Origin of the sequence: Ruegeria sp. AU67 (genome assembly GCF_900312795.1) — a bacterium.
GTDB classification, from domain to species: domain Bacteria; phylum Pseudomonadota; class Alphaproteobacteria; order Rhodobacterales; family Rhodobacteraceae; genus Ruegeria; species Ruegeria atlantica.
In genome coordinates, this window is sequence record NZ_OMPH01000017.1 from 108,620 (window position 1) to 134,006 (window position 25,387).

Annotated in this window: 27 protein-coding genes; 14 read left to right on the forward strand and 13 right to left on the reverse strand. The window is 57.3% G+C overall.

Annotated elements, in window-relative coordinates; translation table 11 throughout:
- Positions 1-57: 57 nt before the first annotated feature.
- From DK510_RS06470 to DK510_RS06490, 5 genes are read left to right on the forward strand one after another with little or no spacing between them, the layout of a single operon-like run.
- Positions 58-1,599 (forward strand): sugar ABC transporter ATP-binding protein, encoded by a 1,542-nt coding sequence (locus DK510_RS06470; protein WP_109311404.1) that lies wholly within the window; start codon positions 58-60, stop codon positions 1,597-1,599.
- Positions 1,596-2,576, forward strand: a complete 981-nt coding sequence (locus DK510_RS06475) for an ABC transporter permease (RefSeq protein ID WP_109311405.1) — start codon at positions 1,596-1,598, stop codon at positions 2,574-2,576. The genes DK510_RS06470 and DK510_RS06475 overlap by 4 nt, the downstream gene beginning before the upstream one ends.
- On the forward strand, positions 2,573-3,556 hold the full coding sequence (locus tag DK510_RS06480; RefSeq protein ID WP_109311406.1) for an ABC transporter permease: 984 nt from the start codon (positions 2,573-2,575) through the stop codon (positions 3,554-3,556). The genes DK510_RS06475 and DK510_RS06480 overlap by 4 nt, the downstream gene beginning before the upstream one ends.
- A 1-nt stretch (position 3,557) precedes the next feature.
- Positions 3,558-3,872: an L-rhamnose mutarotase gene (rhaM, locus tag DK510_RS06485; RefSeq protein WP_058272415.1), complete on the forward strand. Its 315-nt coding sequence runs from the start codon at positions 3,558-3,560 to the stop codon at positions 3,870-3,872.
- Positions 3,869-5,263, forward strand: a complete 1,395-nt coding sequence (locus DK510_RS06490; RefSeq protein WP_109311407.1) for an FGGY-family carbohydrate kinase — start codon at positions 3,869-3,871, stop codon at positions 5,261-5,263. Before rhaM ends, DK510_RS06490 begins: the two co-directional genes overlap by 4 nt.
- A 289-nt stretch (positions 5,264-5,552) precedes the next feature.
- Here the strand turns inward: DK510_RS06490 and DK510_RS06495 are convergent, their stop codons facing one another.
- On the reverse strand, positions 5,553-5,897 hold the full coding sequence (locus DK510_RS06495) for a hypothetical protein (protein ID WP_109311473.1): 345 nt from the start codon (positions 5,895-5,897) through the stop codon (positions 5,553-5,555).
- 245 nt (positions 5,898-6,142) lie between these two features.
- Entirely contained in the window at positions 6,143-7,210 is a 1,068-nt protein-coding gene (locus tag DK510_RS06500; RefSeq protein WP_234998960.1) for a linear amide C-N hydrolase, read from the reverse strand.
- 420 nt (positions 7,211-7,630) lie between these two features.
- On the opposite strand from DK510_RS06500, the gene DK510_RS06505 reads away from it, so the two are divergent.
- Entirely contained in the window at positions 7,631-8,887 is a 1,257-nt protein-coding gene (locus tag DK510_RS06505; RefSeq protein WP_058274003.1) for a DEAD/DEAH box helicase, read from the forward strand.
- 40 nt (positions 8,888-8,927) lie between these two features.
- On the opposite strand, the gene mltG is transcribed toward DK510_RS06505, so the two are convergent.
- From mltG to fabD, 7 genes are all read right to left on the reverse strand, one after another.
- The gene (gene mltG / locus DK510_RS06510) at positions 8,928-10,088 is read right to left on the reverse strand and encodes an endolytic transglycosylase MltG (RefSeq protein WP_109311408.1); all 1,161 of its coding nucleotides are present in this window, start codon (positions 10,086-10,088) and stop codon (positions 8,928-8,930) included.
- A complete protein-coding gene (gene fabF, locus DK510_RS06515; RefSeq protein ID WP_109311409.1) occupies positions 10,089-11,354 on the reverse strand; it encodes a beta-ketoacyl-ACP synthase II in 1,266 nt (421 codons plus the stop codon). It lies immediately after the preceding gene.
- Between the two features lie 192 nt (positions 11,355-11,546).
- The gene (locus DK510_RS06520; protein ID WP_058274006.1) at positions 11,547-12,290 is read right to left on the reverse strand and encodes a HisA/HisF-related TIM barrel protein; all 744 of its coding nucleotides are present in this window, start codon (positions 12,288-12,290) and stop codon (positions 11,547-11,549) included.
- Positions 12,291-12,413: 123 nt separating this feature from the next.
- Positions 12,414-12,953 carry a GNAT family N-acetyltransferase gene (locus tag DK510_RS06525; protein ID WP_109311410.1) on the reverse strand — a complete coding sequence of 180 codons (540 nt, stop codon included), beginning with the start codon at positions 12,951-12,953 and terminating at the stop codon, positions 12,414-12,416.
- A 139-nt stretch (positions 12,954-13,092) separates the two neighbouring features.
- The gene (locus DK510_RS06530) at positions 13,093-13,326 is read right to left on the reverse strand and encodes an acyl carrier protein (RefSeq protein ID WP_005982462.1); all 234 of its coding nucleotides are present in this window, start codon (positions 13,324-13,326) and stop codon (positions 13,093-13,095) included.
- 209 nt (positions 13,327-13,535) lie between these two features.
- Positions 13,536-14,273, reverse strand: coding sequence for a 3-oxoacyl-[acyl-carrier-protein] reductase (fabG, locus tag DK510_RS06535; RefSeq protein ID WP_058274008.1), 738 nt, complete (start codon positions 14,271-14,273; stop codon positions 13,536-13,538).
- A gap of 42 nt (positions 14,274-14,315) precedes the next feature.
- Complete coding sequence (gene fabD, locus DK510_RS06540) at positions 14,316-15,254, reverse strand: ACP S-malonyltransferase (RefSeq protein ID WP_109311475.1); 939 nt, start codon at positions 15,252-15,254, stop codon at positions 14,316-14,318.
- 161 nt (positions 15,255-15,415) lie between these two features.
- On the opposite strand from fabD, the gene DK510_RS06545 reads away from it, so the two are divergent.
- A complete protein-coding gene (locus tag DK510_RS06545; protein ID WP_109311411.1) occupies positions 15,416-16,642 on the forward strand; it encodes a cytochrome b/b6 domain-containing protein in 1,227 nt (408 codons plus the stop codon).
- 59 nt (positions 16,643-16,701) lie between these two features.
- Here the strand turns inward: DK510_RS06545 and DK510_RS06550 are convergent, their stop codons facing one another.
- The gene (locus tag DK510_RS06550; RefSeq protein ID WP_109311412.1) at positions 16,702-17,274 is read right to left on the reverse strand and encodes a YceI family protein; all 573 of its coding nucleotides are present in this window, start codon (positions 17,272-17,274) and stop codon (positions 16,702-16,704) included.
- Between the two features lie 128 nt (positions 17,275-17,402).
- Positions 17,403-17,921 carry a hypothetical protein gene (locus tag DK510_RS06555; RefSeq protein ID WP_108860342.1) on the reverse strand — a complete coding sequence of 173 codons (519 nt, stop codon included), beginning with the start codon at positions 17,919-17,921 and terminating at the stop codon, positions 17,403-17,405.
- Positions 17,922-18,205: 284 nt separating this feature from the next.
- Here DK510_RS06555 and rpsF point away from each other — a divergent pair, with 284 nt between their 5' ends.
- From rpsF to DK510_RS06590, 7 genes are all read left to right on the forward strand, one after another.
- Positions 18,206-18,559, forward strand: coding sequence for a 30S ribosomal protein S6 (gene rpsF / locus DK510_RS06560; RefSeq protein ID WP_082637099.1), 354 nt, complete (start codon positions 18,206-18,208; stop codon positions 18,557-18,559).
- A 27-nt stretch (positions 18,560-18,586) separates the two neighbouring features.
- Complete coding sequence (gene rpsR / locus DK510_RS06565) at positions 18,587-18,814, forward strand: 30S ribosomal protein S18 (protein ID WP_005982441.1); 228 nt, start codon at positions 18,587-18,589, stop codon at positions 18,812-18,814.
- Positions 18,815-18,826: 12 nt separating this feature from the next.
- The gene (rplI, locus tag DK510_RS06570; protein ID WP_109311413.1) at positions 18,827-19,447 is read left to right on the forward strand and encodes a 50S ribosomal protein L9; all 621 of its coding nucleotides are present in this window, start codon (positions 18,827-18,829) and stop codon (positions 19,445-19,447) included.
- A gap of 240 nt (positions 19,448-19,687) precedes the next feature.
- The gene (locus DK510_RS06575) at positions 19,688-20,044 is read left to right on the forward strand and encodes a hypothetical protein (RefSeq protein ID WP_109311414.1); all 357 of its coding nucleotides are present in this window, start codon (positions 19,688-19,690) and stop codon (positions 20,042-20,044) included.
- Positions 20,045-20,198: 154 nt separating this feature from the next.
- On the forward strand, positions 20,199-20,687 hold the full coding sequence (locus DK510_RS06580; protein ID WP_109311415.1) for a lytic transglycosylase domain-containing protein: 489 nt from the start codon (positions 20,199-20,201) through the stop codon (positions 20,685-20,687).
- Positions 20,688-20,901: 214 nt separating this feature from the next.
- Complete coding sequence (locus DK510_RS06585) at positions 20,902-21,603, forward strand: LuxR family transcriptional regulator (RefSeq protein WP_058274014.1); 702 nt, start codon at positions 20,902-20,904, stop codon at positions 21,601-21,603.
- A gap of 97 nt (positions 21,604-21,700) precedes the next feature.
- Positions 21,701-22,552 carry an acyl-homoserine-lactone synthase gene (locus DK510_RS06590; RefSeq protein ID WP_109311476.1) on the forward strand — a complete coding sequence of 284 codons (852 nt, stop codon included), beginning with the start codon at positions 21,701-21,703 and terminating at the stop codon, positions 22,550-22,552.
- A 96-nt stretch (positions 22,553-22,648) separates the two neighbouring features.
- Here DK510_RS06590 and tig read toward each other — a convergent pair whose 3' ends face one another.
- Together tig and DK510_RS06600 are read right to left on the reverse strand one after the other, a co-directional pair.
- Entirely contained in the window at positions 22,649-23,980 is a 1,332-nt protein-coding gene (gene tig / locus DK510_RS06595; protein WP_109311416.1) for a trigger factor, read from the reverse strand.
- 184 nt (positions 23,981-24,164) lie between these two features.
- Positions 24,165-25,289, reverse strand: a complete 1,125-nt coding sequence (locus DK510_RS06600) for a porin (RefSeq protein ID WP_109311477.1) — start codon at positions 25,287-25,289, stop codon at positions 24,165-24,167.
- Between the last annotated feature and the right edge of the window lie 98 nt (positions 25,290-25,387).

Below are 25,387 nucleotides of genomic sequence, written 5' to 3' on the forward strand. Positions count from 1 at the left end.
CTGTGTGATGACCCGCGCCCCGACACCCTACTCTTCCCACATCCAGAAACACTGTCCATGCAGTTGGAATTGAGACCAGACGTGTCGAACGCCGCCGCCCCTACACCGCTTCTGAGCCTGTCCGGCGTGACCAAGACATTTCCCGGCGTGCGGGCCCTTTCAGATGTTTCGCTAAACCTCTACCCGGGCACGGTCACGGCATTGGTGGGCGAAAACGGTGCTGGCAAGTCTACCGTGGTGAAGGTTCTGACGGGCATTTATCAACCCGACGAGGGTGACATCCGGATCGATGGCGAGGCTTTCAGTTTCCCAACACCGCAATCTGCTGAAACTGCTGGCGTGACCGCCATCCATCAGGAAACCGTCCTTTTCGACGAACTAACGGTGGCGGAAAACATCTTTCTCGGCCATGCGCCAAAGGGGCGATTTGGCATGATCGACAAAACCGCCATGGCGACCCGCGCGCGCGAGATTCTGGATGGAATCGGGGCCAAGATTGATCCGGGCGCGACGCTCAAGGACCTTGGAACCGCGAACAAGCACCTGGTTGCCATTTCCCGGGCGCTGTCCATCGACGCGCGCGTTGTGATCATGGACGAACCGACCGCAGCCCTCAGCCAGAAGGAAATCGAAGAGCTTTACGAACTCGTCGAAAGCCTGAAGGCGCAAGGCAAGGCGATCCTCTTCATTAGCCACAAGTTTGACGAGATCTTCCGCATCGCCGATTTCTACACCGTCTATCGCGACGGCCAGATGGTCGGCGAAGGGGCGATTATAGATGTCAGCGAGCCGGAACTGGTCAAGCTTATGGTGGGCCGCGACGTCAGCCAGATTTTCCCCGAACGCGACCACAACGTTGGCCACGATATCCTCGAAGTCGCGGGGTACGACCACCCGACCGAATTCGCGGACATCGGTTTCACGCTCAGGCGCGGCGAAATCCTCGGGTTCTACGGGCTGGTCGGCGCAGGTCGGTCCGAATTCATGCAGGCCCTTTTCGGGATCACCCGCCTCTCGGGCGGAACCGTGAGGATCGACGGGGCACCGGTTTCGATTGCATCGCCCGCCGACGCGGTCGCAAGTGGCATCGTCTATGTCCCGGAGGACCGGGGCAAACAAGGCACAATCAGCGCGCTGCCGATTTTTCAGAACGTGACGCTGCCGTCACTCGCTCGCACCTCGCGCAAGGGGTTCATCAGGTTGGCCGAGGAATTCAAGCTGGCGCGGGAGTACACCGAACGTCTCGACCTGCGCGCCGCTTCGCTGGACACCGATGTCGGCAACCTGTCGGGCGGCAACCAGCAGAAGGTCGTGATCGCCAAATGGCTCGCCACCCAGCCCAAGGTCATCATCCTGGACGAACCCACCAAGGGCATCGACATCGGGTCCAAGGCCGCTGTGCATGAATTCATGGCGGAGCTTGCCGCGCAAGGGCTCGCCGTCATCATGGTCAGTTCCGAAATCCCCGAGATCGTGGGCATGTCGGATCGTGTGATCGTCATGCGCGAGGGGCGCATAGTGGCGGAACTGGCCCGCGACCAGATCACGCCCGAAAAGCTTGTCAGCCACGCCGCAGGGATCAGGGAAGCCGCGCAATGAAACGTATCCTCGCCTCCCGCGAACTTTTGCTGCTGGTCGCCATCGCATTGGTGCTTGGCATCATCTCAAGCCGCTTCCCGGCGTTCATCACGCTGTCGAATCTGGCTGCCGTCTTCAACGACACCTCGCCGCTGATCCTGCTGGCTATCGGCCAGATGATCGTGATCTTGACGAAGTGCATCGACCTCTCGGTCGCCGCCAACCTCGCGCTGACCGGCATGGTCGTGTCCCTGATCAATGTCTCGGCACCAGGTCTGCCGATTATCGTAACGCTGGCCGTGGCCACCGGGTTCGGGGCGTGCCTTGGAATGTTCAACGGTATCCTTGTGTGGAAACTGGACATCCCGCCTATCGTGGTGACGCTTGGCACCATGACCATCTTCCGGGGAACCATCTTCCTTCTGACCGAGGGCAAATGGGTCAACAGCCACGAGATGAGCGACACTTTCAAGGCATTCCCGCGCACCGAGCTTCTTGGCCTTCCGGTGCTAAGCTGGTTCGCCATCGCGGCGGTGATCCTTTTCACCATCGTCGTGACCCGCACCACCCTGGGCCGCGCCTTCTACGCTGCCGGGGGCAACCCCCATGCGGCGACCTATGCCGGGATCAACGTGGGCCGGACCCAGTTCTGGGCCTTCACGATCTCTGGCGCGCTGGCCGGTCTGACCGGCTACCTCTGGGTCTCTCGCTTCGCGGTTGCTTATGTCGATGTTGCTGGGGGGTTTGAATTGACCGTCGTGGCGGCCTGCGTCATTGGCGGCGTGTCGATTATGGGTGGCATCGGTTCGGTCCCCGGCGCGCTGCTGGGCGCGCTGTTCCTCGGCATCATTGCCAATGCCCTGCCGGTCGTGAACATCTCTCCCTTCTGGCAGATGGCCATCTCGGGCGGTGCGATCATCATCGCGGTTGTTCTAAACGCCCAGGCCAACCGGACGAAGGGCCGCGTCATCCTAAAACGCGCGGAGCACGCGACATGACCACGACGACACGCTCGATCCCCGATCGCCTGCACTCGCCGCTGGAGCGGAACCTAAAAAGCTGGGAAAGCCTGCTGATGCTGGTCGCAATCGGCATCTTCATCGCCAACAGTTTCGCCTCACCCTATTTCCTGAATGCCTGGAACCTCTCCGACGCGACCTTCAACTTCACCGAAAAGGCGATGATCGCCTTTGCCATGGCCCTGCTTATCATCTCTGGCGAAATCGACCTCAGCGTCGCCGCGATCATCGCACTGGCCTCGACCGCCATGGGCGCCGCCGTGCAGGCGGGTGTCGGGACAGAGGGGCTGGTCCTTATCGGTCTGGCCGTCGGTCTGGCCTGTGGGGCGGTCAACGGTTTCCTCGTCACCGGCCTTGGCCTGCCATCCATCGTCGTCACCATCGGCACGATGAGCCTTTTCCGCGGGATCAGTTTCATCGTGTTGGGCGATCAGGTCTACAAGGGCTATCCAGCCGATTTCGCCTTCTTCGGGCAGGGCTATGTCTGGTGGGTGATTTCCTTCGAATTCGTCCTCTTCGCCATCATTGCGGTGATCTACGCGGTCATCCTGCACATGACCAATTTCGGCCGCGCGGTCTATGCCATCGGAAACAATGCCACCGGGGCGCTGTTTTCAGGCATTCGGGTGGGCCGGGTGAAGTTCACCCTGTTCCTGCTGACGGGCCTGATGTCCGGGGTCGCCGCCGTCTGCCTAACATCCCGCCTCGGCTCGACCCGACCCTCCATCGCCTTCGGGTGGGAACTTGAGATCGTGACCATGGTCGTCCTTGGCGGGGTCAACATCCTCGGCGGCTCCGGCTCCATCCCCGGCGTAGTGATCGCGGCCTTTGTCATGGGGCTTGTGACTTTCGGACTAGGCTTGCTGAACGTGCCCGGTATCGTGATGTCGATTGTTATCGGGGCGTTGCTGATCTCGGTCATCGCGCTGCCCCGGCTCTGGTCGATGTGGAGGGGCTGACATGGAAAAATACGCCTTCAAGATGAAGCTCAACCCGGGCTGCAGGGATGAATACGAAAAGCGCCACGATGAGATCTGGCCAGAGCTTGCCACGCTGCTGAAAGACGCGGGCGTGTCTGACTATTCGATCCATCTGGACGAAGAAACGAACATTCTTTTTGGCGTCCTTTGGCGCACCGACGACCACAAAATGGATGCCTTGCCCCGCAACGAGATCATGCAGCGATGGTGGGCGCATATGGCGGACATCATGGAAACCAAGCCCGACAACGAACCCGTGGCGGTGCCGCTGACGCCCGTCTTCCACATGCCATGACCTCCCGGCACGTCGCCGTCATCGACATCGGCAAGACCAACGCCAAGCTTGCGCTGGTCGATGCGACTGAAATGTCCGAAGTGGAGGTGCTGACCCGGCCTAACATGGTTCTCGCCGCTCCACCCTATCCGCACTTCGATGTTGAGGCGATCTGGCGCTTCCTTCTGGACGGGTTGGAGCAGTTTCAGAAGGCGCACGGCGTAGATGCCATTTCCATCACGACCCACGGGGCGTCTTGCGCCCTGATCGCGCCAGACGGCACGCTTGCTGCCCCGATCCTCGACTATGAGCACACAGGCCCTGATGATCTGGCCGCGGCCTACGACGCCATCCGCCCGCCCTTTGAGGAAACCGGGTCGCCAAGGTTGCCGATGGGTCTGAACCTAGGCGCGCAGTTGCATTGGCAATTTGAGCAGGACCCCGCGCTTCGCGAACGTACCGCCACCATTGTCACCTATCCGCAGTACTGGGGGCATCGCCTGACAGGAGTGCCGGCCAGCGACGTGTCGTCCATTGGTTGTCACACGGATCTGTGGAATCCGTCCAAGGCGCACTTTTCTTCGTTAGTTGAACGGTTGGGCATATCTGAAAAAATGGCGCCCGCGCGCAAATCTGCGGAGGTTCTCGGATCCGTGTTGCCGGAGGTCGCATCGCAAACCGGCCTGCGATTTGACACGCCGGTGCACTGCGGCATCCACGATTCAAACGCATCGCTTTTGCCTCATGTACTGACCCGAACCGGGCCGTTTTCCGTCGTTTCGACCGGGACATGGGTCATTGCTATGACCATCGGTGGCGAAGAAGTAACTCCGGAACCTTCGCGAGACACGCTTCTTAACGTCAACGCACTGGGTGCCGCGGTACCCTCCGCCCGTTTCATGGGGGGACGCGAGTTCGAGTTGGCGATGAACGGCCAAACCACGCAATGTGCAGAGCAATTCCTCGACCAGGTCGCGAAAGACGGCCCCATGCTCTTGCCCGCAATGGTCCCGGACAGCGGGCCGTTTCAGGGGCAAAAACACAGCTGGATGGGGTCAGAGCCTTTGCCCGGAACTCAGGAACGCGCGGCGGCGGTGAGTTTTTACCTCGGATTGATGACCGCGGAATGCCTGTCGCTGACCGGACACAAGGGCCCCATTATCGTCGAAGGTCCATTTGCCAGGAACAAAGGCTTCGCCAGTATGCTTGCCGCGGCGACAAACTGCAGGGTCGACGCGACCGCCACCGCAACAGGAACGAGCCAGGGGGCCGCCCTCTTGGCAACAGGCGCACTCCCCGAGCGTGCGGCCTTCGACGTCGAAACCTATTTTCACAAGACCGACGTGAGCTACCAACGTTACGCGAACAGTTGGCACAGAGCCGCAAAAGCAGGCCTGGAACCACGCCCATAGGATACCCTAACGACCTCGAAGGAACTCCGATAGCAGACATTGGAGACCAGCGTGAAACTGAACGGAATGGGCTCTAAGCCGACTTTCGCCGCGGCAATAGCCAATCAGCGCAAAAGAACCGTCCGCTCCGTCCAAATATCCTGAACACCATTAGCTTGAAATCGCGATTATCACCTTAGCACTCGGCTATGTGCGAGAGAGCCAAGGTATTTTGCCCAAGCTGGAAAGTGCGAGGTGGTGCCATACAAAAGTGCAATCGACGGCTTGGCAGTGCCCCCCCTCCCCGATCTCACTCAGAAATCTGTCCCGAACCGCAGCAGGCGCGGAGGCGAGCCAGCCTGCACCCAATCTCAAATCGAGCGCGCTCAAGGTCGAGCGCATACCCCCCTTGGGCAATTCCGGCTTGTCTGTGATGTTGTTCGACAAAGCTTGCCTCCACTTTCTGACAACTTCGGATCAGCCCCTCTAACTGCCCGAGTTGCTTGGCTGAACCAGCAAGATCTGCATCCTCCCCGGCACCGATCTGTTTGCGCAGTTCTTCCGCTGCTTGGCGCAGATCGCGAATGGATCTCTCAAGCGACTGCAACAAATCAGCCGTCTGGGACATCCGCTCTTCCGGGGTAATCAAAGTCATATGTGCCTGTGACCTCATGCGTGAGTGATCTCCGCACGAGAGAAACGAAAAACGGCCACCGGGTCGCCCCGGGGCCGTCGCCCACCTCTTCTAGCATGACACAACTTATACGCGAGAAAGTCCGCAAAGTCAATGCTTTGCGCAACAACGGCGCAACGGGTAACGTGCGCTGATAGTTAAGAGACCTTTACTGATAGGGCCATGTGGCAGACGGGCGTCAGTGGTTGAGCTCCGTGATTACAACGTTACGTATCGCCGAGAAAAAGAAATGGCTCGGAAGGTTCAAAGCTGGCCGAAACCTCGCCCGTAAGGATGGGCTTTTCGCCAAGTTCCAGTTTCAGGGTAGAAGCCCCATCGGAGAGATCAAGATTTTCGATATCCACCCAAAACAATGTTGGGCTGAACACGCTCTCATAGTAGTAACGACCCAGTTCATGATCAGCGACCGTACGCCAAGTTGTTGATGCGATGTTTGGGCGCTCCGGGTCCGTCACACCAAATGGTACGGAAATTGATCGCACGAGAGAGAACACCGCTGCCGTCGCATCGTTTTTGTCTTCGAACGAGGGAACGGCATTCAGATTCCAACTCAACCGCGCAAACCGGTCGGAAGACCGATGGGTTCCGGGCAAAAATGAAAGACCATTAACTTCACCCCAATAAGTGGTGATTGCGAGTTGTTCGTCAAAAGTAGGAGAGTTCGTCATGACAGTAAATTCGCGGCCGTGGTGGATAACCAACTCGCCATCGAGATACTCGAATATTGCACTGTCACCAGACGCATCGGATAGCGCAATATGCCCCCCTGCCTCATGTCCGCTAGGCAACATCGGCGCTACAATCACGAATGGCTCTTGCTCCATAGCTGCAACGGCTTCTTCAACTGTTGCAAAGTTATCCAGAAAATACTGCAACCACCCTCCAACAGAAATGAAAGTTTTGTCTCCGGCATTTTCCGTCCCGTAATCCGCTTCGGCAAGATAGAGAGCGTTGCCGACCAGCCCGCCATCATTCATGCCGTCAACAGTTGCTCCGTCATAGATCGTTGCCACGACAGACCCGTATTTGGACGTCCATTCGATCGAATTCTCTCCGGCACCACCTTCACGGTCTATGCCCTGCGGGAAGGCCCAAATGTCTGTTGAAGTATCTTCGAACCAGTCAAGCGTCCTCCCCGTGAGGAAGGATCCGTCTGCCGTTTCATAGACGATCCGAGAGCATGCGATTGCTGAAGAAGCGGCTAGAACCACGGTCAGAGTGGTAGCTACAAGTATTTTAGCGCACATTTCTGGAATCCTTTTTTGGTCATACACAAAAAGTCATCTCCCCTAAGGATCGGGTATTTACCGATGTTATGAAAGCCAAGAAGCACTTCGGGATTTTCAAAGCCCAGCCGGACAAAGTTCTTCTATTTGAACAATCCGATCCCTGACGGCCGCGGCAGGTACATGTTCCCACTTCACAGTTCATGCCTTGACAATTGTTAGCAAAACTAGCATGTGCCACCTTAAGACAGCGCTGACGCGTGAGCATTGACGGTCGTAGCAGACCCCACAGCGCATCACTACTTCTCCTAGTTCCCATTCACGCAGGGTTCTTGACGCGACGCCAGATGGCGCAGGGTTCGCCTGCACGTCCCGAGGTTTAGCGGAAACCCTGCCGGTCACGCGTTGCGTGGCCAGACACGTCTTGTCCGTACGGCTATCGCCTTGCGGATTACAAAGGATAGTTATTTGTTCGACTTCGACATGCTGGGTCTTGCACCAGCCCTCAACGATGCACTGAAACGTGCCAATTTCTCACAACCGACCCCTATTCAGAACCAGGCCATCCCGCTGGCGCTGAACGGTCACGACATCCTGGGCCTGGCGCAGACCGGCACTGGTAAGACGCTGGCCTTCGGCCTGCCGCTGATCGACCACTTGCTGGCGCAGTCCGGCAAACCCGCGCCCAAAACCGCCAAGGCGCTGATCCTTGCCCCCACCCGCGAGCTGGTCAACCAGATCGCGGATAGCCTGCGCAACTTGACCGACAAGACCAAGCTGCGCGTAGCCACCGTGGTCGGTGGCCAGTCAATCGGCAGACAGATTTCGTTCCTGTCGCGCGGCACCGACATTCTGGTCGCCACGCCCGGGCGTTTGATTGACCTGATGGAACGCGGTGCCGTTGACCTCGGCTCGGTGCGACATCTTGTATTGGATGAAGCCGACCAGATGCTGGACATGGGCTTTATCCACGCCCTGCGCAAAATCGCACCCAAGCTGGGCACGCCGCGTCAAACCATGCTGTTTTCGGCCACGATGCCGAAGCAGATGGAGGAACTCAGCCAATCCTATCTGACGAACCCGCAGCGGGTGCAGGTCTCGCCTCCAGGTAAAGCGGCTGACAAGATCACGCAGTCTGTGCATTTCGTCGACAGGGCCGGCAAACCGCGGAAGCTGCGCGAAATTCTGTCCGCTGACATGGAAGCTCTGACCTTGGTATTTTCCCGTACCAAACATGGTGCCGAGAAACTGATGAAAGGCCTTGTGGCCGATGGTTTCAATGCGGCCTCGATTCACGGTAACAAAAGCCAGGGACAGCGCGACCGCGCGATCAAGGCGTTCCGGGCCGGAGAGATCAACGTATTGGTCGCGACCGACGTGGCCGCGCGTGGCATCGACATTCCCGGTGTTGCCTATGTGATCAACTATGACCTGCCCGAAGTGCCCGACAACTATGTCCACCGCATCGGTCGCACAGCCCGTGCTGGTCGCGAAGGTGAAGCTATCGCCTTCTGCTCACCGGACGAAGTGGATCAGCTGCGCCAGATTCAGAAGCTGATGAAGATCGAAATTCCGGTCGCCAGCGGCACTATGCCAGAATTTTCCGAGCCCAAGAAAACCCGCAATCGCGGAGGCTTCCGGGGGCGTAGACCGCAGGGGGCAAATTCGACATCGAAGCCCGCGTCTTCGAAACGTCGTCGTCCACGCGGACGTCCCGCTGCGTGAAAAAAAGAAAAGGCCGCGTTTTCGACGCGGCCTTTTTTTCTTAGTTGCTTGAGCTGTTTCTTTCAGCCTCAATCTCTCGCCACTTGGCGACGTTCCGATTGTGCTCCTGCAAGGTTTCCGCAAACGCGTGCCCCCCGGTGCCATCCGCAACAAAGAAGACAAAGTTGGTCTCTTCCGGTGCGACAGCAGCCTCAAGGCTGGCCAACCCTGGGTTGGCAATGGGTGTCGGCGGCAAACCGTCTATCACATAAGTATTCCAAGGCGTTGCACGGCGCAGTTCACTGCGACGCAGCCCGCGCCCCAGCGTGCCTTGACCTTTGGTGACGCCATAGATGACCGTCGGGTCTGTCTGCAGCTTCATGCCCTGCTCAAGCCGGTTCACAAAGACGCTTGCAACCTGCCCGCGTTCATTGGGAACACCGGTTTCCTTTTCGATGATCGACGCAAGGATCAGCATTTCCTCTGGGCTGCTGATGGGAAGGTCGCCTTGGCGGCTCTCCCACACTGCATTGATGCGCAATTGTTGCTTGTCTTGCATCGCCTGCAGAACAGCTGTCCGGTCATCGCCCGGTGCCAAATCATAACTGTCAGGCGCCAACATCCCTTCGGCCGGGATCTCGGCAATCTCACCTGTCAGCGGTTCAATCGCCTGCAAGCCTTGTGCCACCTGCCAAGAGGTCACGCCTTCGGCAACAGACACACGGTACCGGGTGTCGGCTTCTTCACGCTTTTGACCGTATTCGGCAGGGATTTCTTCGTCGGTCACATCAAACGATGCGATCTCGACAAATTCCAGCGTTGCCGGGTTCAACTCGCGTACCCGGGTCTGGATGCGCGTGACACCGATACGGTATTCAATCTCAGAGCCGCAGGTGCTGGCACCGCTGCTGGTGATCTCATCGATGATCTGCTCCATCGACGCACCTTCGCGCACCAGAAAGCTACCGGCTTTCAGCTGCTGCGATTTGTCCGTGTAGTCCGCCGCCATGCGAAAGATCATGGCGCTGCTGATGGCTCCGTCATCTTCAAGCTCTTGGCTGACACGGGTCATATTCGACCCGCTCCTGACCTGCAGGCACATGGCGGATTCCAGCGGACCCTCGGCCTTGTATTGCGACTGCCCCCACACAACCAGCCCGCCCATCAGGAACAAGCCTACGATCAGCAGAGTTAGCGCGTTCGAAGCAAGAGCCCGCAACATTTAGCTGACCTTTCCGAAGATCACGCTGGCATTGGTGCCGCCAAAGCCGAACGAATTCGACAACGCCACATTGATCTCACGCTCACGCTTGGCGTTGGGTGCCAGATCAATCGGAGTTTCAACGGCGGGGTTATCCAAATTGATCGTTGGCGGGGCCACTTGATCCCGGATCGCCAGGATCGAAAAGATCGCCTCGATAGCGCCAGCCGCACCCAACAGGTGACCGGTGGCTGATTTGGTCGAGGTCATGGTGGCTTTGCTGGCGTGATCCCCCAACAGGCGCTCAACCGCGCCCAGTTCGATCGTATCCGCCATGGTCGATGTGCCATGCGCGTTGATATAGTCCAGATCCGAAGGCTCCAACCCAGCGCTGCGCAATGCGGCTTTCATGGAACGCTCAGCGCCATCACCATCCTCGGACGGCGCGGTGATGTGATAAGCGTCGCCGGACATGCCGTAACCCAGCACTTCGGCATAGATCTTCGCACCGCGTGCCTTAGCGTGCTCATATTCTTCCAGCACCACAATGCCTGCGCCCTCACCCATGACAAAGCCGTCACGGTCCACGTCATACGGGCGGCTGGCTTTCTTCGGATCATCGGCATATTTGGTCGACAGCGCTTTGCAAGCGTTAAAACCAGCGATACCGATCTCGCAGATACAGCCTTCACCGCCACCAGCAACCATTACGTCCGCGTCACCTGCACGAATGATGCGGCTGGCATCACCGATTGCATGCGCACCTGTCGAACAAGCCGTCACGACCGAGTGGTTGGGCCCCTTAAACCCGTGGCGGATCGAAACCTGACCGGACGCCAGATTAATCAGTGCGCCTGGGATAAAGAACGGCGATACACGGCGCGGACCTTTGTCGCGGATCAGGTTCGCCGTTTCAGCGATAGAGCCCAAACCGCCGATACCCGACCCGATCAGGACACCTGTTCGCAGGCGGTCCTCTTCATCCTCGGGCAGCCAGTTTGCATCCTGACAGGCCATGTCAGCGGCAGCGATCGAATACAGGATAAAGTCTTCGATCTTGCGTTGCTCTTTTGGCGGCAACCAATCGTTGGGATTGAATGTCCCATCAGTTCCATCGCCGCGCGGAACTTCGCAGGCATAGGTCGTGGTGACACCGCTTGCTTCGGCATCAAATTTCGTGATCGGGCCCGCGCCGGATTCCCCATCCAGCAGCCGTGACCAAGATTTCTCGACCCCGCTGGCCAAAGGAGTGACCAATCCCAGACCGGTTACAACGACTCTGCGCATGAAATGCCTCTTGCCTGCTTCCTATTTGAGAACCGCTCATACCCCGGCCCGGGGTCCGGGGGCAAGAGCAACGGCACATTCCCACCCGGCACCATTTCGCCGGACGGTCCGTCTGTGCGGCTTGTACCAAAACAAATTGCCCCGGCCCTTTCACAGAATTGAAAGGCCGGGGCAATGACGTGCAAGACAGGATTACTGGAATTCAGCGACCGGCTCGTGGGCTTGCTCGGCCACGTTAAGCGCGTCTGCCAAGTCAATCGTTTTGCGGAACAAAGCCCGCCCAACCAATGCGCCCGAGATGTTGTGCACATAGGCCAGACGCGAGATGTCATCTGATGTCCGAACGACACCGCTGGCAATAACCGGCGTGCGTGACAGCTGTGCAAGACCCGAGATCAGACCCAGCTGCGCATCGACGTCTTCGATGTCGCTGTCGATATCGGTCACCAGAATCGCCGCAAAGGGCGTGCCCTCGAACGCTTGAATAAACGCTTCGGGCGTAAACGCACTCTGACTGCGCCAGCCTTCAGTCATGACCTGACCTTGCCAGACATCCACAGCCAGAACGATCTGGTCCGGATAAAGCTTGGCCAGTTCCTTGACCAGATTCGGATCCCAGGCGGCAAGCGTACCAATCACCACCCGGCCCGCGCCTTTGTCGATCCAGTATTCGACCTGTTCCCGCGTCCGCATACCGCCGGCCAGTTGCACAGACATCTCGGACGTGCGGATAATTTCCTCGACCAATTCGGCGTTGGTATCGCGGCCTTCGATCGCATCGAAATCCGTCAGGTGCATCCACATGGCACCGGCTGCAGACCAGCTGCGTGCCGTGTCCGCCGGATTCACATGCCAGATCATCGCGTCGTCCAGACGGCCTTTGTCCAGTGTGACACACCGACCGTTCTGCAATTCCATCGTGGGGTAAATCCTCATGAGCATTCTCCTCCGCTCAATCGCTCTGCAATTCCAGAGTACCATACACACGGAAGAACGGTCCGTTATTACCAGGATCGGCAAACTACGGCCGGTTTGCGGCATTCGCGAAGTCTCAAATTGTCAGTGGCGCGGCGGCGGTCCGTTGCGGCGCATAAGCGTGACGTCGCTGCCGTTGAACGCGCATTCGCGCATCGGCGTATAGCCCAGCTTGCCCGCCAGATTGCGCGAGGCCAAGTTCACCGAATTCACCATCGCGACCAACGGACCGGGCATGATCCGGTCAAACCAATCATGTGCGGCTTGTGCCGCCTCCAGCCCCAATCCCTGTCCCTGCGCCTCAGGGACCAGAATCCATCCGGCCTCGGGAAAACTGTCGAAATCCTCGCCAATCGAACGGTTACCGTAAAAGAACCCCGCCTGACCGACCATCTGGCGATTCGACTGCTGGACCACGGCCCATTGCCCGAAACCGGCCATTTGCCAGTGCCCGGCATTTCGAAGGAATGAATCCCACGCCTCTCCGCGCGACCGCGGCTTGCCGCCGATATGTCGTACGATGCATGGGTTGCGCCAAATCTCGGCGAACCGGTTGAAATCTTCTGGCCGCATGGCGCACAGCGTCAAACGGGCCGTATTGATCATAGGGGTGGATCGTATCATGCCCTGCCCGCTTTGAATTATGTGCCTCAGGCAAAAGGTTGCGAACGAATACGGCACCTTGCAAGGCAGAATTGAACAAGGCACAAAAAAACGGCGCCTCCGTTGCCCGGAAGCGCCGCTTTTTAATTATTTCGAAGCTTTAGGAAGCTTCCGAGATGAATTTGACGGCGTCGCCAAATGTCTGGATGGTCTCGGCTGCGTCATCGGGGATTTCGATGCCGAACTCTTCTTCGAAGGCCATAACCAACTCAACAGTGTCCAGGCTGTCTGCGCCCAGATCGTCGATGAAGGACGCGTTTTCGGTCACTTTGTCTTCTTCAACACCCAGGTGCTCAACAACGATCTTTTTAACGCGATCTGCGACGTCGCTCATGTCTATTCCTCATTCCGTTTTCAGGGCCTAGTGCCCGGTTCTGCCCTTGCCCGCTCAGGCTGGCTTTGATTTGCCCGGTGCGGGCGGTTGGGTCCCGGATGACCGGGAAAGTAGAAGGCCGACCATTTGGTCGACCCCAGCATTTATGCGCCGCCTATAGCATAGACAACGCGCGAGGCAAACGCTTTCGCACCTGCCCCTGTCCGCGGTCACAACATGGCCATACCGCCGTTAACATGCAAGGTGGTTCCGGTAACATATCCGGCTTCGGGGCTGGCAAGATACAGAACAGCCGCTGCAATTTCCGATGCATCACCCATGCGACCGGCGGGAACCTGCCCCAAAATACCCGATTTCTGATCGTCGGTTAGCTTGTCGGTCATGGCCGTGGTGATAAAGCCCGGAGCAACCGCATTTGCCGTGATCCCCCGGCTGGCAACCTCATAGGCCAGGGATTTGGTCATGCCGACCATACCTGCCTTGGACGCTGCATAGTTTGCCTGACCGGGGTTCCCAGTGGCACCGACGACGGATGAAATGTTGATGATCCGACCCCAGCGCGCTTTCATCATACCCCGCAGCACGCCTTTGCACAGCTTGGCGGTCGAGGTCATGTTCACGTCGATCACGCTCTGCCATTCGTCATCCGACATACGCATGAACAGGTTGTCCCGCGTAATCCCAGCGTTGTTGACCAAGATATCAACCGACCCCATCGCCTCAGCCGCTTGCTTTGGCAGTGCGGAAACAGCCTCGCCGTCGCTCAGGTTGCATGGCAGAACATGCGCCCGCTCGCCCAGTTCGGCGGCCAATGCCTCCAGCGGTTCGACACGTGTGCCGGACAGCGCAACGGTGGCCCCCGCACCGTGCAGCACGCGCGCAATCTCGCCACCAATCCCGCCGGACGCACCGGTGATCAACGCATTCTTACCTGTCAAATCAAACATTCGATCTTCCCTTTGCAGCGCAACTTGCGTCGCACGTTGTTCTTATGATTCGCTCTTAACCATATTCTGCACGTCATCCGGCGTGCCTACAGCCTTGCCAGCAATCGCGCGGTCGATCTTGCGGATCATCCCCGAAAGCGCTTTGCCTGCACCGATTTCCCAAGTTTCGGTGACGCCCTGCGCCGCCATATACAGCACGCTTTCACGCCAGCGCACAGAACCGGTTATCTGCTCGACCAGAAACTGACGGATCAGGTCCGGGTCGCTGACAGCCTCAGCCCGCACATTGGCGATCAGCGGAACCGCCGGAGCCTTGATTTCCACCTCTGCCAGCGCCTCTGCCATCACATCGGCAGCAGGCTGCATCAGCGCACAATGGAACGGAGCACTAACAGGAAGCATTACAGCGCGCTTTGCGCCTTTTTCCTTGGCAATCTCGGCTGCACGTTCCACGGCTTCCTTTGCGCCTGAAACAACGACCTGAGTAGGATCGTTGTCGTTCGCGGCCTGACAGACCGAGCCCTGCGCAGCCTCTTCTGCGACGGCACGAACCGCCTCAAGGTCCAGCCCCAGAATTGCGGCCATTGCGCCTTCACCAACCGGAACGGCGCTTTGCATCGCCTGACCACGTGTCCGCAACAAACGCGCCGTATCCGCAATCGACAGCGCACCAGCTGCCGAAAGCGCTGAGTATTCCCCCAGCGAATGCCCAGCTACAAATGCAGCGTCCGTGACCGCAACACCTTCGGCCTCCAACGCGCGCATCGCGGCCATCGAGGTTGCCATCAGCGCCGGCTGTGCGTTCTGCGTCAGCGTCAGGTCGGCAATATCACCTTCCCAGATCAGGTTGCTCAGCTTTTCACCAAGCGCTTCATCGACCTCGTCGAAAACTGCCTTTGCAGCCGGATAGGCCTCGGCCAGTGCTTTGCCCATACCGATGGTTTGGGCGCCCTGCCCCGGAAAAACGAACGCGCGTGTCATTGCAACCTCTTGGATGACGTTAGGTTGCGATGGGGTGTAAACCGAGTGAACGAGCGGCACAAGCTCTGCATCCTGACACGCATTCTGTGCGTCAGAGGCTATTGTGTCGGCCTCCGCTGCATTTAAGGTGGTCGCAGCAAACAGATCGGAGCCGTGAACCAATGCCCATTGCCAACACCACCCAAAACTACGGGGGCGTTTCAAAAACCTTCCACTGGCTGACGGCCTTGCTCATTCTGACGGCGCTTCCGATTGGATGGTTTGCGAACGAACTGGCCCACGCAATTGAAGACCCGGCCATTCCAACGACACCGGAAGACCTGCAACAGGCGGCCCGGCTGTTCTCGCTGCACAAAACTATCGGTGTCACGGTCTTTTTCGTGGCGCTTGCCCGTATCTTGTGGGCGATCAGCCAACCCAAGCCTGGGTTGCTCAATGCTGAAAACAAGCCCGAGGCATTTGCTGCGGAAACCGTCCACTGGCTGTTGTATGGCTCGCTGGTTCTGGTTCCTCTGACAGGCTGGATTCACCATGCGGCCACCGAAGGGTTTGCACCGATCCTCTGGCCGTTCGGGCAGAACCTGCCGTTTGTGCCCAAATCCCCCGCATTGGCCGAAACAAGCGCCGGGTTACACTTCGTCCTGATGCTGGTGCTGGTGGGTGCTCTGGTTTTGCATATCGTTGGCGCGCTCAAGCACCACGTGATCGACAAAGACAGCACATTGCGCCGCATGCTGCCCGGACGGGTTGATTTGCCGGAACCGCCAACGCAATGGCACTCACCTGCGCCCGTCATCGCAGCAATCGCCGTCTGGGCCGTTGCTATTAGTATCGGGTGGTTCGACGGAGCCTACTCGGCACATCCGACCGGTGATCATGCTTCTGCCGAACTGGAGGCGGTGCAATCCGACTGGCAGGTGCAGGAAGGTTCGCTGGCGATCACGATAACCCAGTTGGGCAGCCCCGTCAGTGGCGCGTTTTCCGACTGGACTGCGGCAATCACATTCGACGACCCCGCGGAACCCGGACCGGCCGGAGCTGTTGATGTGACAATCGCCATCGGCTCGTTGACCATTGGCACCGTGACACAACAGGCCCTTGGCGCGGACTTTTTTGACAGCGCTCAGTTCCCGACCGCGAATTTTACCGCAGATCTGTTCAAGACCGATCTGGCCTATGAGGCACGCGGCACTTTGACCATTCGCGACAAAACCATGGACGTCGTCCTGCCGTTCGAGTTGGACCTGCAGGACGGCACCGCCAAGATGCAGGGAGAGTTGGATCTGAACCGTATGGATTACGACGTCGGTACGACGCAACCAACCGAGGACTCGCTGGCCTTTGCCGTCAAGGTAGCCGTTGAACTGACAGCCACCCAAGCCGAGTAAAGAAAAAACCGCCGTGGCCTGACGGGCCCCGGCGGTTTCTTTTCGCATGCAAGGCAGACTTACTCGGCCTTTTGTGCCTCTACCGAAATACGAACCTCAACCTCGTCGCTTACAAATGGTGCGAACTGGCCCAGATCGAACTCGCTGCGGACCAGTGTGGTGGTGGCATCAAATCCTGCCCAGGGCTTGCCCGCCATCGGATGCTCGCCAACCTGGTTCAGCTTGGCGTCCAGAACGACCGACTTGGTCACACCGTTCATGGTCAGATCGCCGGTGATGTTCGCAGTGTTTTCACCGGTGACTTCGATACCGGTCGAGGTGAACGAAATCAGGTCACCCTCGGCGACACCAAAGAAGTCTTCGGTCATGAAGTGATCTTCGCGCGGCTTCCAGCCGGTGATCATTTCGACCACAGGCATCGACACGCTCACGCTGGAATCTGCCGGGTTTTCCTGATCGAACATGATCTCGCCTTCAAAGCCCGAGAACATGCCAGTCGTGGTGGAAAAACCAAGGTGGTTATAGTTGAAGACAACCTGGCTGTGGCTGGGGTCCAAAACGTATTTCTCGGCGCTTGCAAACGCCGAGGTCGCCGATACGGCCAGTGCAGCAGCAAGAAGGGTGGATTTCATGACTATCTCCAAAAATGTTGTGAGTGCAAACCAGTTGGAATGCTCAACAACAAAAATGTGCCGCCCTTGGGCGGCACACAAGACTTATTCTCTAACAATTTCTGTTCCTAAATGAACAGAAGTGAAAATCAGGCGAAGATCGTTACACTTCCGCTCAATTGGCCCTTCAGCGCTCGGCCAACATCCGCCGATTGTAGCGGCAACTTCATCAGCAGGCTGCCGTCCACATCATAGAGTTCGACCTGATCATCATCGAACCGTGCACCACCCAAGGTGTCATAGCTGCGGCGCAGTACTGTCTGAGGACGCCCGTTTTCATTCTTTTGCAGCACGCGTACTTCGCGGCGGATCGGATCAAAATAGGCATCGGGGCGCGCATCAAGCACCTGAATGGTCAGCAGGCTGACGCCGATCAGTAAGAATGTCAGCGACGCAGCCAGTTTGATCGGCCAAACTTCGGTTGCCATCACCGCGCCAGACATCAGCCACATGGAAAACGCGACAACGATCAACAACGCCCCCGCGATGCGTGCCAGAACGGTGCGTGCCCTCCAGTTCGGCGCAAATGCGATAAGAACTGGAACCGATTGATCATAAGTCGTGCTGGTCGCAGACTTCTCGAAGGTATTCGTGTTCATCGCGGTCATTTCTCTGTACCCTAGTTCACGTTGCCGTCTTTGGTTCGGTCTGTCCGGTTAGTTCCCGGTATGCAAAACAACTTTGAGCCGAAAAGCGTCAGGAATTGGGCAGCGCAAAGGAAATAGCGCGACTTCACCAAGGCATGTGTGACGGCCCTTGCCCCCCGACGCGAATGGTGTATATGGGGCCATCCTTCGCAAGAGTTATGAATCGCGCAGCCTCTCGTGGCAGGGTCGCGAAGGACGAACCGGCCCCGCCTTTGAAATGCGCCTTGATAGAAACAGGAGTGCACATGCCACTGTATGAGCATGTAATGATCGCGCGTCAGGACCTGTCCAACGCGCAGGCAGAAAGCCTCGTCGAACATTTCGGCACCGTTCTGGCTGACAACGGCGGCAACGTCGTCGAAAGCGAGTACTGGGGCGTCAAGACGATGGCCTACAAGATCAACAAGAACCGCAAGGGTCACTATTCCTTCCTGAAGACCGACGCCCCAGCTGGCGCCGTTCAGGAAATGGAGCGCCTGATGCGCCTGCATGACGACGTTATGCGCGTTCTGACCATCAAGGTCGACGAGCACAACGAGGGCCCCTCGGTCCAGATGCAGAAGCGCGACGAGCGCGAAGGCCGCCGCGAGCGCCGCTGATCAACGCCTGACGAAAGGACATATACCATGGCCGCAAAACCATTTTTCCGCCGCCGCAAGGTCTGCCCGTTTTCGGGCGATAACGCGCCGAAGATCGATTACAAAGACACCCGTCTGCTGCAGCGCTACATCTCTGAGCGTGGCAAGATCGTTCCCTCGCGCATCACCGCCGTTTCGGCAAAAAAGCAGCGTGAATTGGCCCGTGCTATCAAGCGCGCCCGCTTCCTCGCCCTGCTGCCCTACGCTGTGAAGTAAGGAGAGACTGATATGCAAGTTATTCTTCTGGAACGCGTTGCGAAACTGGGCCAAATGGGCGACGTCGTTGACGTCAAGTCTGGCTACGCCCGCAACTTTCTGCTGCCCCAAGGCAAAGCACTGAGCGCTTCGAACGCCAACATTGCGTCGTTCGAATCCCAAAAAGCGCAGCTTGAGGCGCGCAACCTGGAAACCAAGAAAGAAGCTGAATCTCTGGCTGAAAAGCTGGACGGTCAGCAGTTCATCGTGATCCGCTCGGCATCGGATGCTGGTGCTCTGTACGGTTCGGTCACCCCGCGTGACGCCGCAGATGCCGCAACCGAGGCTGGTTTCACCGTCGACAAAAAGCAGATTGCTCTGATCGCTCCGATCAAAGAGCTGGGCCTGCACTCGCTGGCGGTCAAGCTGCACCCCGAGGTCGAAGTCAAGATCCAAATGAACGTTGCCCGTTCGCAAGAAGAAGCCGAACTGCAGGCTTCGGGCAAGTCGATCCAGGAACTGGCTGCCGAAGAAGAGGCCGCCGCAGAATTCGAAATCGCCGAACTGTTCGACGATATCGGTTCCGCAGCTTCCGACGACGACGATCTGGTTACGGAAGAGGCCCCGGCTGAGGAAGACGAAGCCAAAGCCTGATCCGGCTGCCTTTGAAAGATTGATTGGCCGCGCCGAAGGGCGCGGCCTTTTTTTGTGTTCGAACCCCAGGCCGTGACAAAGAGTGACGTCAGGCACGACCAGGAATTTGGATTGAAATTATGCTATCCTACGGTCACGCGGCCCCTGCCGCCCCAGCCGCATTTTTTTTGAAGTTCATTTTATTAGCAATTTGCGTGATCGCACATCTGGGCGGATCGCGATCCGACAGGAGAAATCACTATGGCATCCTTGTGCAACTACATCGTCGTGAATGACGGCTCTTTTTCTTTAAACCCCGGTGAAAGCCAGACCTTCAGCGACCCGATCCCTTCCAACCTGATCATCGGAACCAACCGCGCGAAGCCGATCCTTGCCTTCAAAGCCTGGGCAACGCCGTCCGGAGGGGCTTTTCAGATCGAAATTAACGACACCTTCATTTATGGCCCGTCCATGTCGGGCGGCGACATTCGCGGATTATGGGAGGCCTTTCCCGGAACCGTCCTGAATCCGGGGATCAACAACACTGTTCAGTTTCGCGCGACAGAGAACAAGATCTGGTTTGCCGATATCATTCTGTGGTTCCAGGTCGAAATTTAACGACCCGCCTATCCGACCTGACAATTACGGAACACTTTGGCACCAGGTTATGACGCAACGAGACCCGGCATAAATCAGCGCGCGGACTGTGTGTCTGCTTGCGGTTGCATTCGACGGGACTATCATGCGACCAACCCCCATCCGGAGACTACACATGCCCCACTACACGCGCCGCGCTTTACTTGTTGCATTACTCGGCGCACCTGCCCTGGCTGCCTGCGGCGGTTTGGATGGCAAGCAGAGCTCTCGCAATGCCCCTTTTGATCCGCCGCTATACCCCAATGAGACCCCTGAATTGCGTGCATCAATCAACACGTGGGCTGACCATTATGAACTGCCGCGCGAGCTGTTGCACAAGCTCGCCATAAGGGAAAGCACGCACCGGCCATGGGCCGTCAACAGGCCATATTACGGGTTGCTGCAGATCCTGCCCGCGACAGCGCGATCCATGGGGTACAAAGGCAACGCTCAGGGTTTGTTGGATGCAGACACCAATCTGGAGTTTGCCGGAAAATACCTGCGTGGGGCGTGGCTCTTGTCAGATGGCGACCAGAAGCGGGCTATCTTCCTTTATGCCAAAGGTTACTACCCCGAGGCGAAGGCCGCCGGGATGCTGGTTGAAACTGGCCTAAGGTCAGAGTGACGCTGGGTAAGGATATAGCTTGTCATTAGCGTAAAGGTTGCAATAATGACTTATGTAATCGCTAAGGTATTCTGTTGCCATAACCACGCATTATGCCTAAGCGATATACATAATTAGCTTGCGTCAGGCACCACAGTTGACGCAACGTATTCGGTGAAATGGACAGATTTGGCATGTCTTTGGGGAAAGATTTGCCGCCGCAAGGGTTGGACAGGTGAAACTTATAGACTTGGCCGCGATCGACCACGAGGAAAAGTCGGCAGCCGACATAATTAATGCTGTCTGCGATGAATTGGGTTTCGATTACGCGTCTTATGCCACTTTTAACCCTGTAAAGGGTGACGTTCAGGGGTATGCCAACTACCCGGACGAATGGAAGATTCACTATGGCAGCCAAGGCTTCCACCATTTCGATCCGACCTTGTATCAATCTGCGCTCAGCATCGCTCCGGTGGACTGGGGCAGATTTAATCACGACGAAAAGTTCCATTCGGTTTTTCGGGACGCGCATGATTTTGGCATTACTTCCCGTGGCTTAACCGTTCCGGTACGTGGCCCATACGGGGAATGTGGCTTGCTGAATGTGACCCGAAATTGCTCGGATTCCGAGTGGGCAAAGCTGAAGAAACATGTGATGGGGGACCTGCAGATGGCCGCAGTTACAGCGCATGATACCGTGATGCAGTCTGGCCTGCTGGCCAAAGCACTGTATTTACCAGCCCTTTCGACGCGAGAGAAAGAGATCCTGCAGTGGGTTGCGGACGGAAAATCACAGCAAGACATCGGTGATATCCTGTCGATTTCCCACCGAACCGTCGAAGTTCATATGCGATCCGGGCGTGAAAAAATGGGCGCGTTGACAACACCGCAAGCCATTGGAAGAGCTATTGGATTGGGCCTAATTGCCCCAGGATAATCAAAAAAGATCAAAAAATACGGGAAACCCCCAATAGTCTTAGCTCAAATCTTAGTTAACGTCATCCCTACGGTAACCAGACTGTAGGGGGATGGAAATGATCATCGTAATTGATGGTATCAACCAGAATAAGTTTAAGCATGTCTTGGACGAGATGTACAAACTGCGCGCGCGCGTTTTTGGCGACCGCCTTGGTTGGGATGTAAATATCGTTGATGGGCGCGAACGCGACCATTTTGACGACCTTCATCCAGCACATATAGTTAGCATCGACGACGAGGGGGACGTTGTTGGGTGCATGAGACTACTGCAAACGACCGGGCCACACATGCTGTCCGACGTTTTTCATTCAATCCTAGACGGCGAACCGCCGATCCGCAGCGCGCAGGTCTGGGAAGCAACCCGGTTTTGCGTCGACACCAAAAAGCTTGGGCGAGGACGTGGGGAAAACTCGGTATCCTATGTCACCAGCGAGATCATGATCGGCTCGTTCGAATATGCCAAGATGGCCGGCGTATTGGACTCGATTGCCGTGATTGACCCTGTGATGAACCGCGTCCTGCAACGATCCGGCAACGCGCCTTACGACTATCTTGGAACTGCCAAGCCAATGGGCAAGGTTGTGGCCATGGCCGCCCTTATGGACTGTTCGGATGAACGGATCGCTGGAATTCGGGATTACTCCGACATTGAACACGATGTCTTCCTGACCGAAGAACAGGCGCTGGAGTTGTTTGAGGGCGCAAAGGCCAAGCCAAGTGCCGCAAACTACGACCACCAGCCGCTGACTCAGTTGGAAAAGTACTTTGTCGAACAGATGAGTTCGGCAACATCGAAAACCGAAGTCGAGTCTGTACTAAAGCTGATCGAGGCGCTTTCAGACCGCTTTACGCCAGAGCAGAAGACCGCTCTGTTAAGAACCCCCCGTGCTTTTGCTCATGAGGCCTGACCCCCTCACCTCATAGGTTAAAGCCACCCAAGCGGAGCCGTCTTTTATCAGACGGCTCCGTATTTTTTATGCCCATGGGGGATGGTTGAACGAGGATTACTCCTCGTCCAGTGCCTCAACGGCTTTCTGCAGATCGTCTTTGCTGACTTCTTTGTCCGCGACCTGAGCCAGTTCAAAGACGTAGTCGATGACTTTGTCTTCGAAGATCGGCGCGCGCAGCTGTTGCTGCATCTGAGCGTTCTGCTGCACGAACTCAAAGAACTGACGTTCCTGACCCGGGTACTGACGTGCCTGGTTCATGATCGCCTGGGTCATCTCAGAGTCGGTGACCTCAACCTCGGCCTTCTGGCCCAGTTCAGCCAACAGCAGGCCCAGACGCACGCGGCGTTCGGCCAGCTTGTTGTGCTCGTCTGTGGGCTCGATCTCGGCGTGGTCGTGACCTTCCACTTCCGGGTTTTCCTCGTGCCACAGCTGATGTGCGATCTGCTTGGCTTCGGCTTCAACCAGCGACGGAGGCAGGTCGAACGAGACCTTCTCGTCCAGCGCGTCCAGCAGGCCACGCTTCATAACCGCGCGGGATGCACCGGAGTATTCCGCTTCCAAACGCTCGGCGATTTGACCTTTCAGCGCGGCCAGATCTTCTGCGCCGAACTTGGTTGCCAGCTCATCGTTTACTTCTGCAGCAACGGGTTCCTTCACCTCTTTGATGGTGCAAGTGAATACGGCGTCTTTGCCGGCCAGATGCTCTGCGCCGTATTCCTCGGGGAAGGAAACGTTGACGTCTTTGACTTCTTCGGCCTTCACGCCAACAAGCTGCTCCTCAAAGCCGGGGATGAAGCTGTTGGAACCCAGAACCAGCGGATAGTCTTCAGCCGAACCACCTTCGAACTCTTCGCCGTCAACTTTGCCAACAAAGTCGATCACAACCTGATCGCCGTCCTTGGCTTTCGAACCCTTGCGGCGCGCTTTGAAGTCCTGCGCGGTTTCGGCCAGGCTGTCCAGCGCCTCTTCGATGGCTGCGTCGTCTGCTTTGACAACCAGCTTTTCCAACTCGACCGATTTCAGGTCAACTTCGGGGATCGCAGGCAGTGCCTCATAGGACATTGCGACCTCGACGTCGTCGCCTTCTTTCCAGTCTTCGTTGGTCATTTTGACCTCGGGCTGAAGCGCAGGGCGCTCGCCGCTGTCTTCAAAATGCTGGTTCATCGCACCATCGATGCTTTCCTGCATCGCTTCGCCCAACAGGCGCTGACCGAACTGCTTTTTCAGCAATGCCATCGGCACTTTGCCTTTGCGGAAACCCTTCATTTCGACTTCCGGCTGCGCTTCGACCAGTTTCTCGTTAACTTTGTCGTCCAGCTCGGCTGCGGATACGATGATATTGTAGCCGCGTTTCAGACCTTCGTTCAGCGTCTCGGTAACCTGCATTATGGTAGTCCCCATAGGATTCGGGGCGCGCAAAACGGCGCGCCGGGCAAATTTGACGCCTTCTATTTGCCCAGCCGCTTACGTGCAAGAGGCAATGGCCAGATCAGCCTTGTTTTGCCGCCGATTTGAACAAAAAAAACGCCCCAGTCAGACCGGGGCGCCGTTAGTTTACGGGGAAACGTCGTCAGAACTTCCAGAGCGCACCCAGCACCCAGGCTTCGTTCTTGTCAAAGTCGACCGTGTCGTCGAAATCGTGGTTGCGGTATTTCAGGTAGGCGTCTGTGTTGATCGCATCGATCCGCTGAACAACGGCAATACCCCAGGACTTGGTGCTGGACCCCTGATTTTCGAAATCGGAACCGTCGAAATAGTCGATACCAACGCCGGTTTTACCCCAGGACACCCAATCCCCTTCATAAGCAAGTTTAGTGTACCAATAGTCCGGGTCGCTGGCGCCGGTAGAGGTATCGTCCCTCGTGCCGAGGGCTGCAGTAAAGCTGAACCCGCTGGGCAACAGGACCGACGCGGACCCAATGGTATCCTTGCGTTCGCCGGGTTGGCCGTCGAAATCCCTTACTGCGTAGGCAATGCTCGCTGCGAACTCGACACCGTTGGTGAAGGTGTTCCGGTACTTAACCGCGAGATCGTAATAATCGTCGTCATCGCTGCTGGACAGGATGTTCTGACCATAAGCAATCGCCGCTGAGAAGCCGTTGAAATCGGGCGTGTCATACCGGACCCTGCCCCGACGCGCGCCATCAAAGTTGCTGGCCGAGTCGCCAACGGTGATGCCACTCAGGACACCGTTTGCTCCCCGGTAGAAAAACGCGCCGTTTTCATCGTTCGTAAAAGAATACAAAGCCGTCCCGACGTAGGACAAATCAGTCTCGGCCGCCCCGTCCGAGGCCATACTACCCTGACCGGCAGAGAACTTGCCGTATCCACCCTTGAGTGAGAAATCGACGTGGCGGATATCTTCACGGCTCCAACCGTTGGTGTTGGTACCATCCTGGTTGGCTGTCCCGGTACTTGGCAGACCCAGACCGGTTTCGAACCGGAACATGAACTCATTGCTGCCATAGGGCTGCATGACGCGCAAACCTACGCGGCTGTTGGACAGGTCATTGTCCAGCAACCGGGTCTCGGTCTCCTGACCGTCATCGACCGATACGATCACCGGATCGAGCTGACCGTACAGCACCACATAACCGCCGCTGTTATTTTCGTACTTTAGTTCAGCAGCGGCAGGGATCGCCGTGGTCATCGCCAGAACAGCGGCAACCGAGGGGAGTTTCAAATTCACTGTCATTTTATTCACCTTGAACGTTTCGTTTGTGGGAACCGCCAAAAGAAAAACCGATGTGACGGACCACTCCGCAAGGAACCGAGTTAGTCGCGTTTAGGATT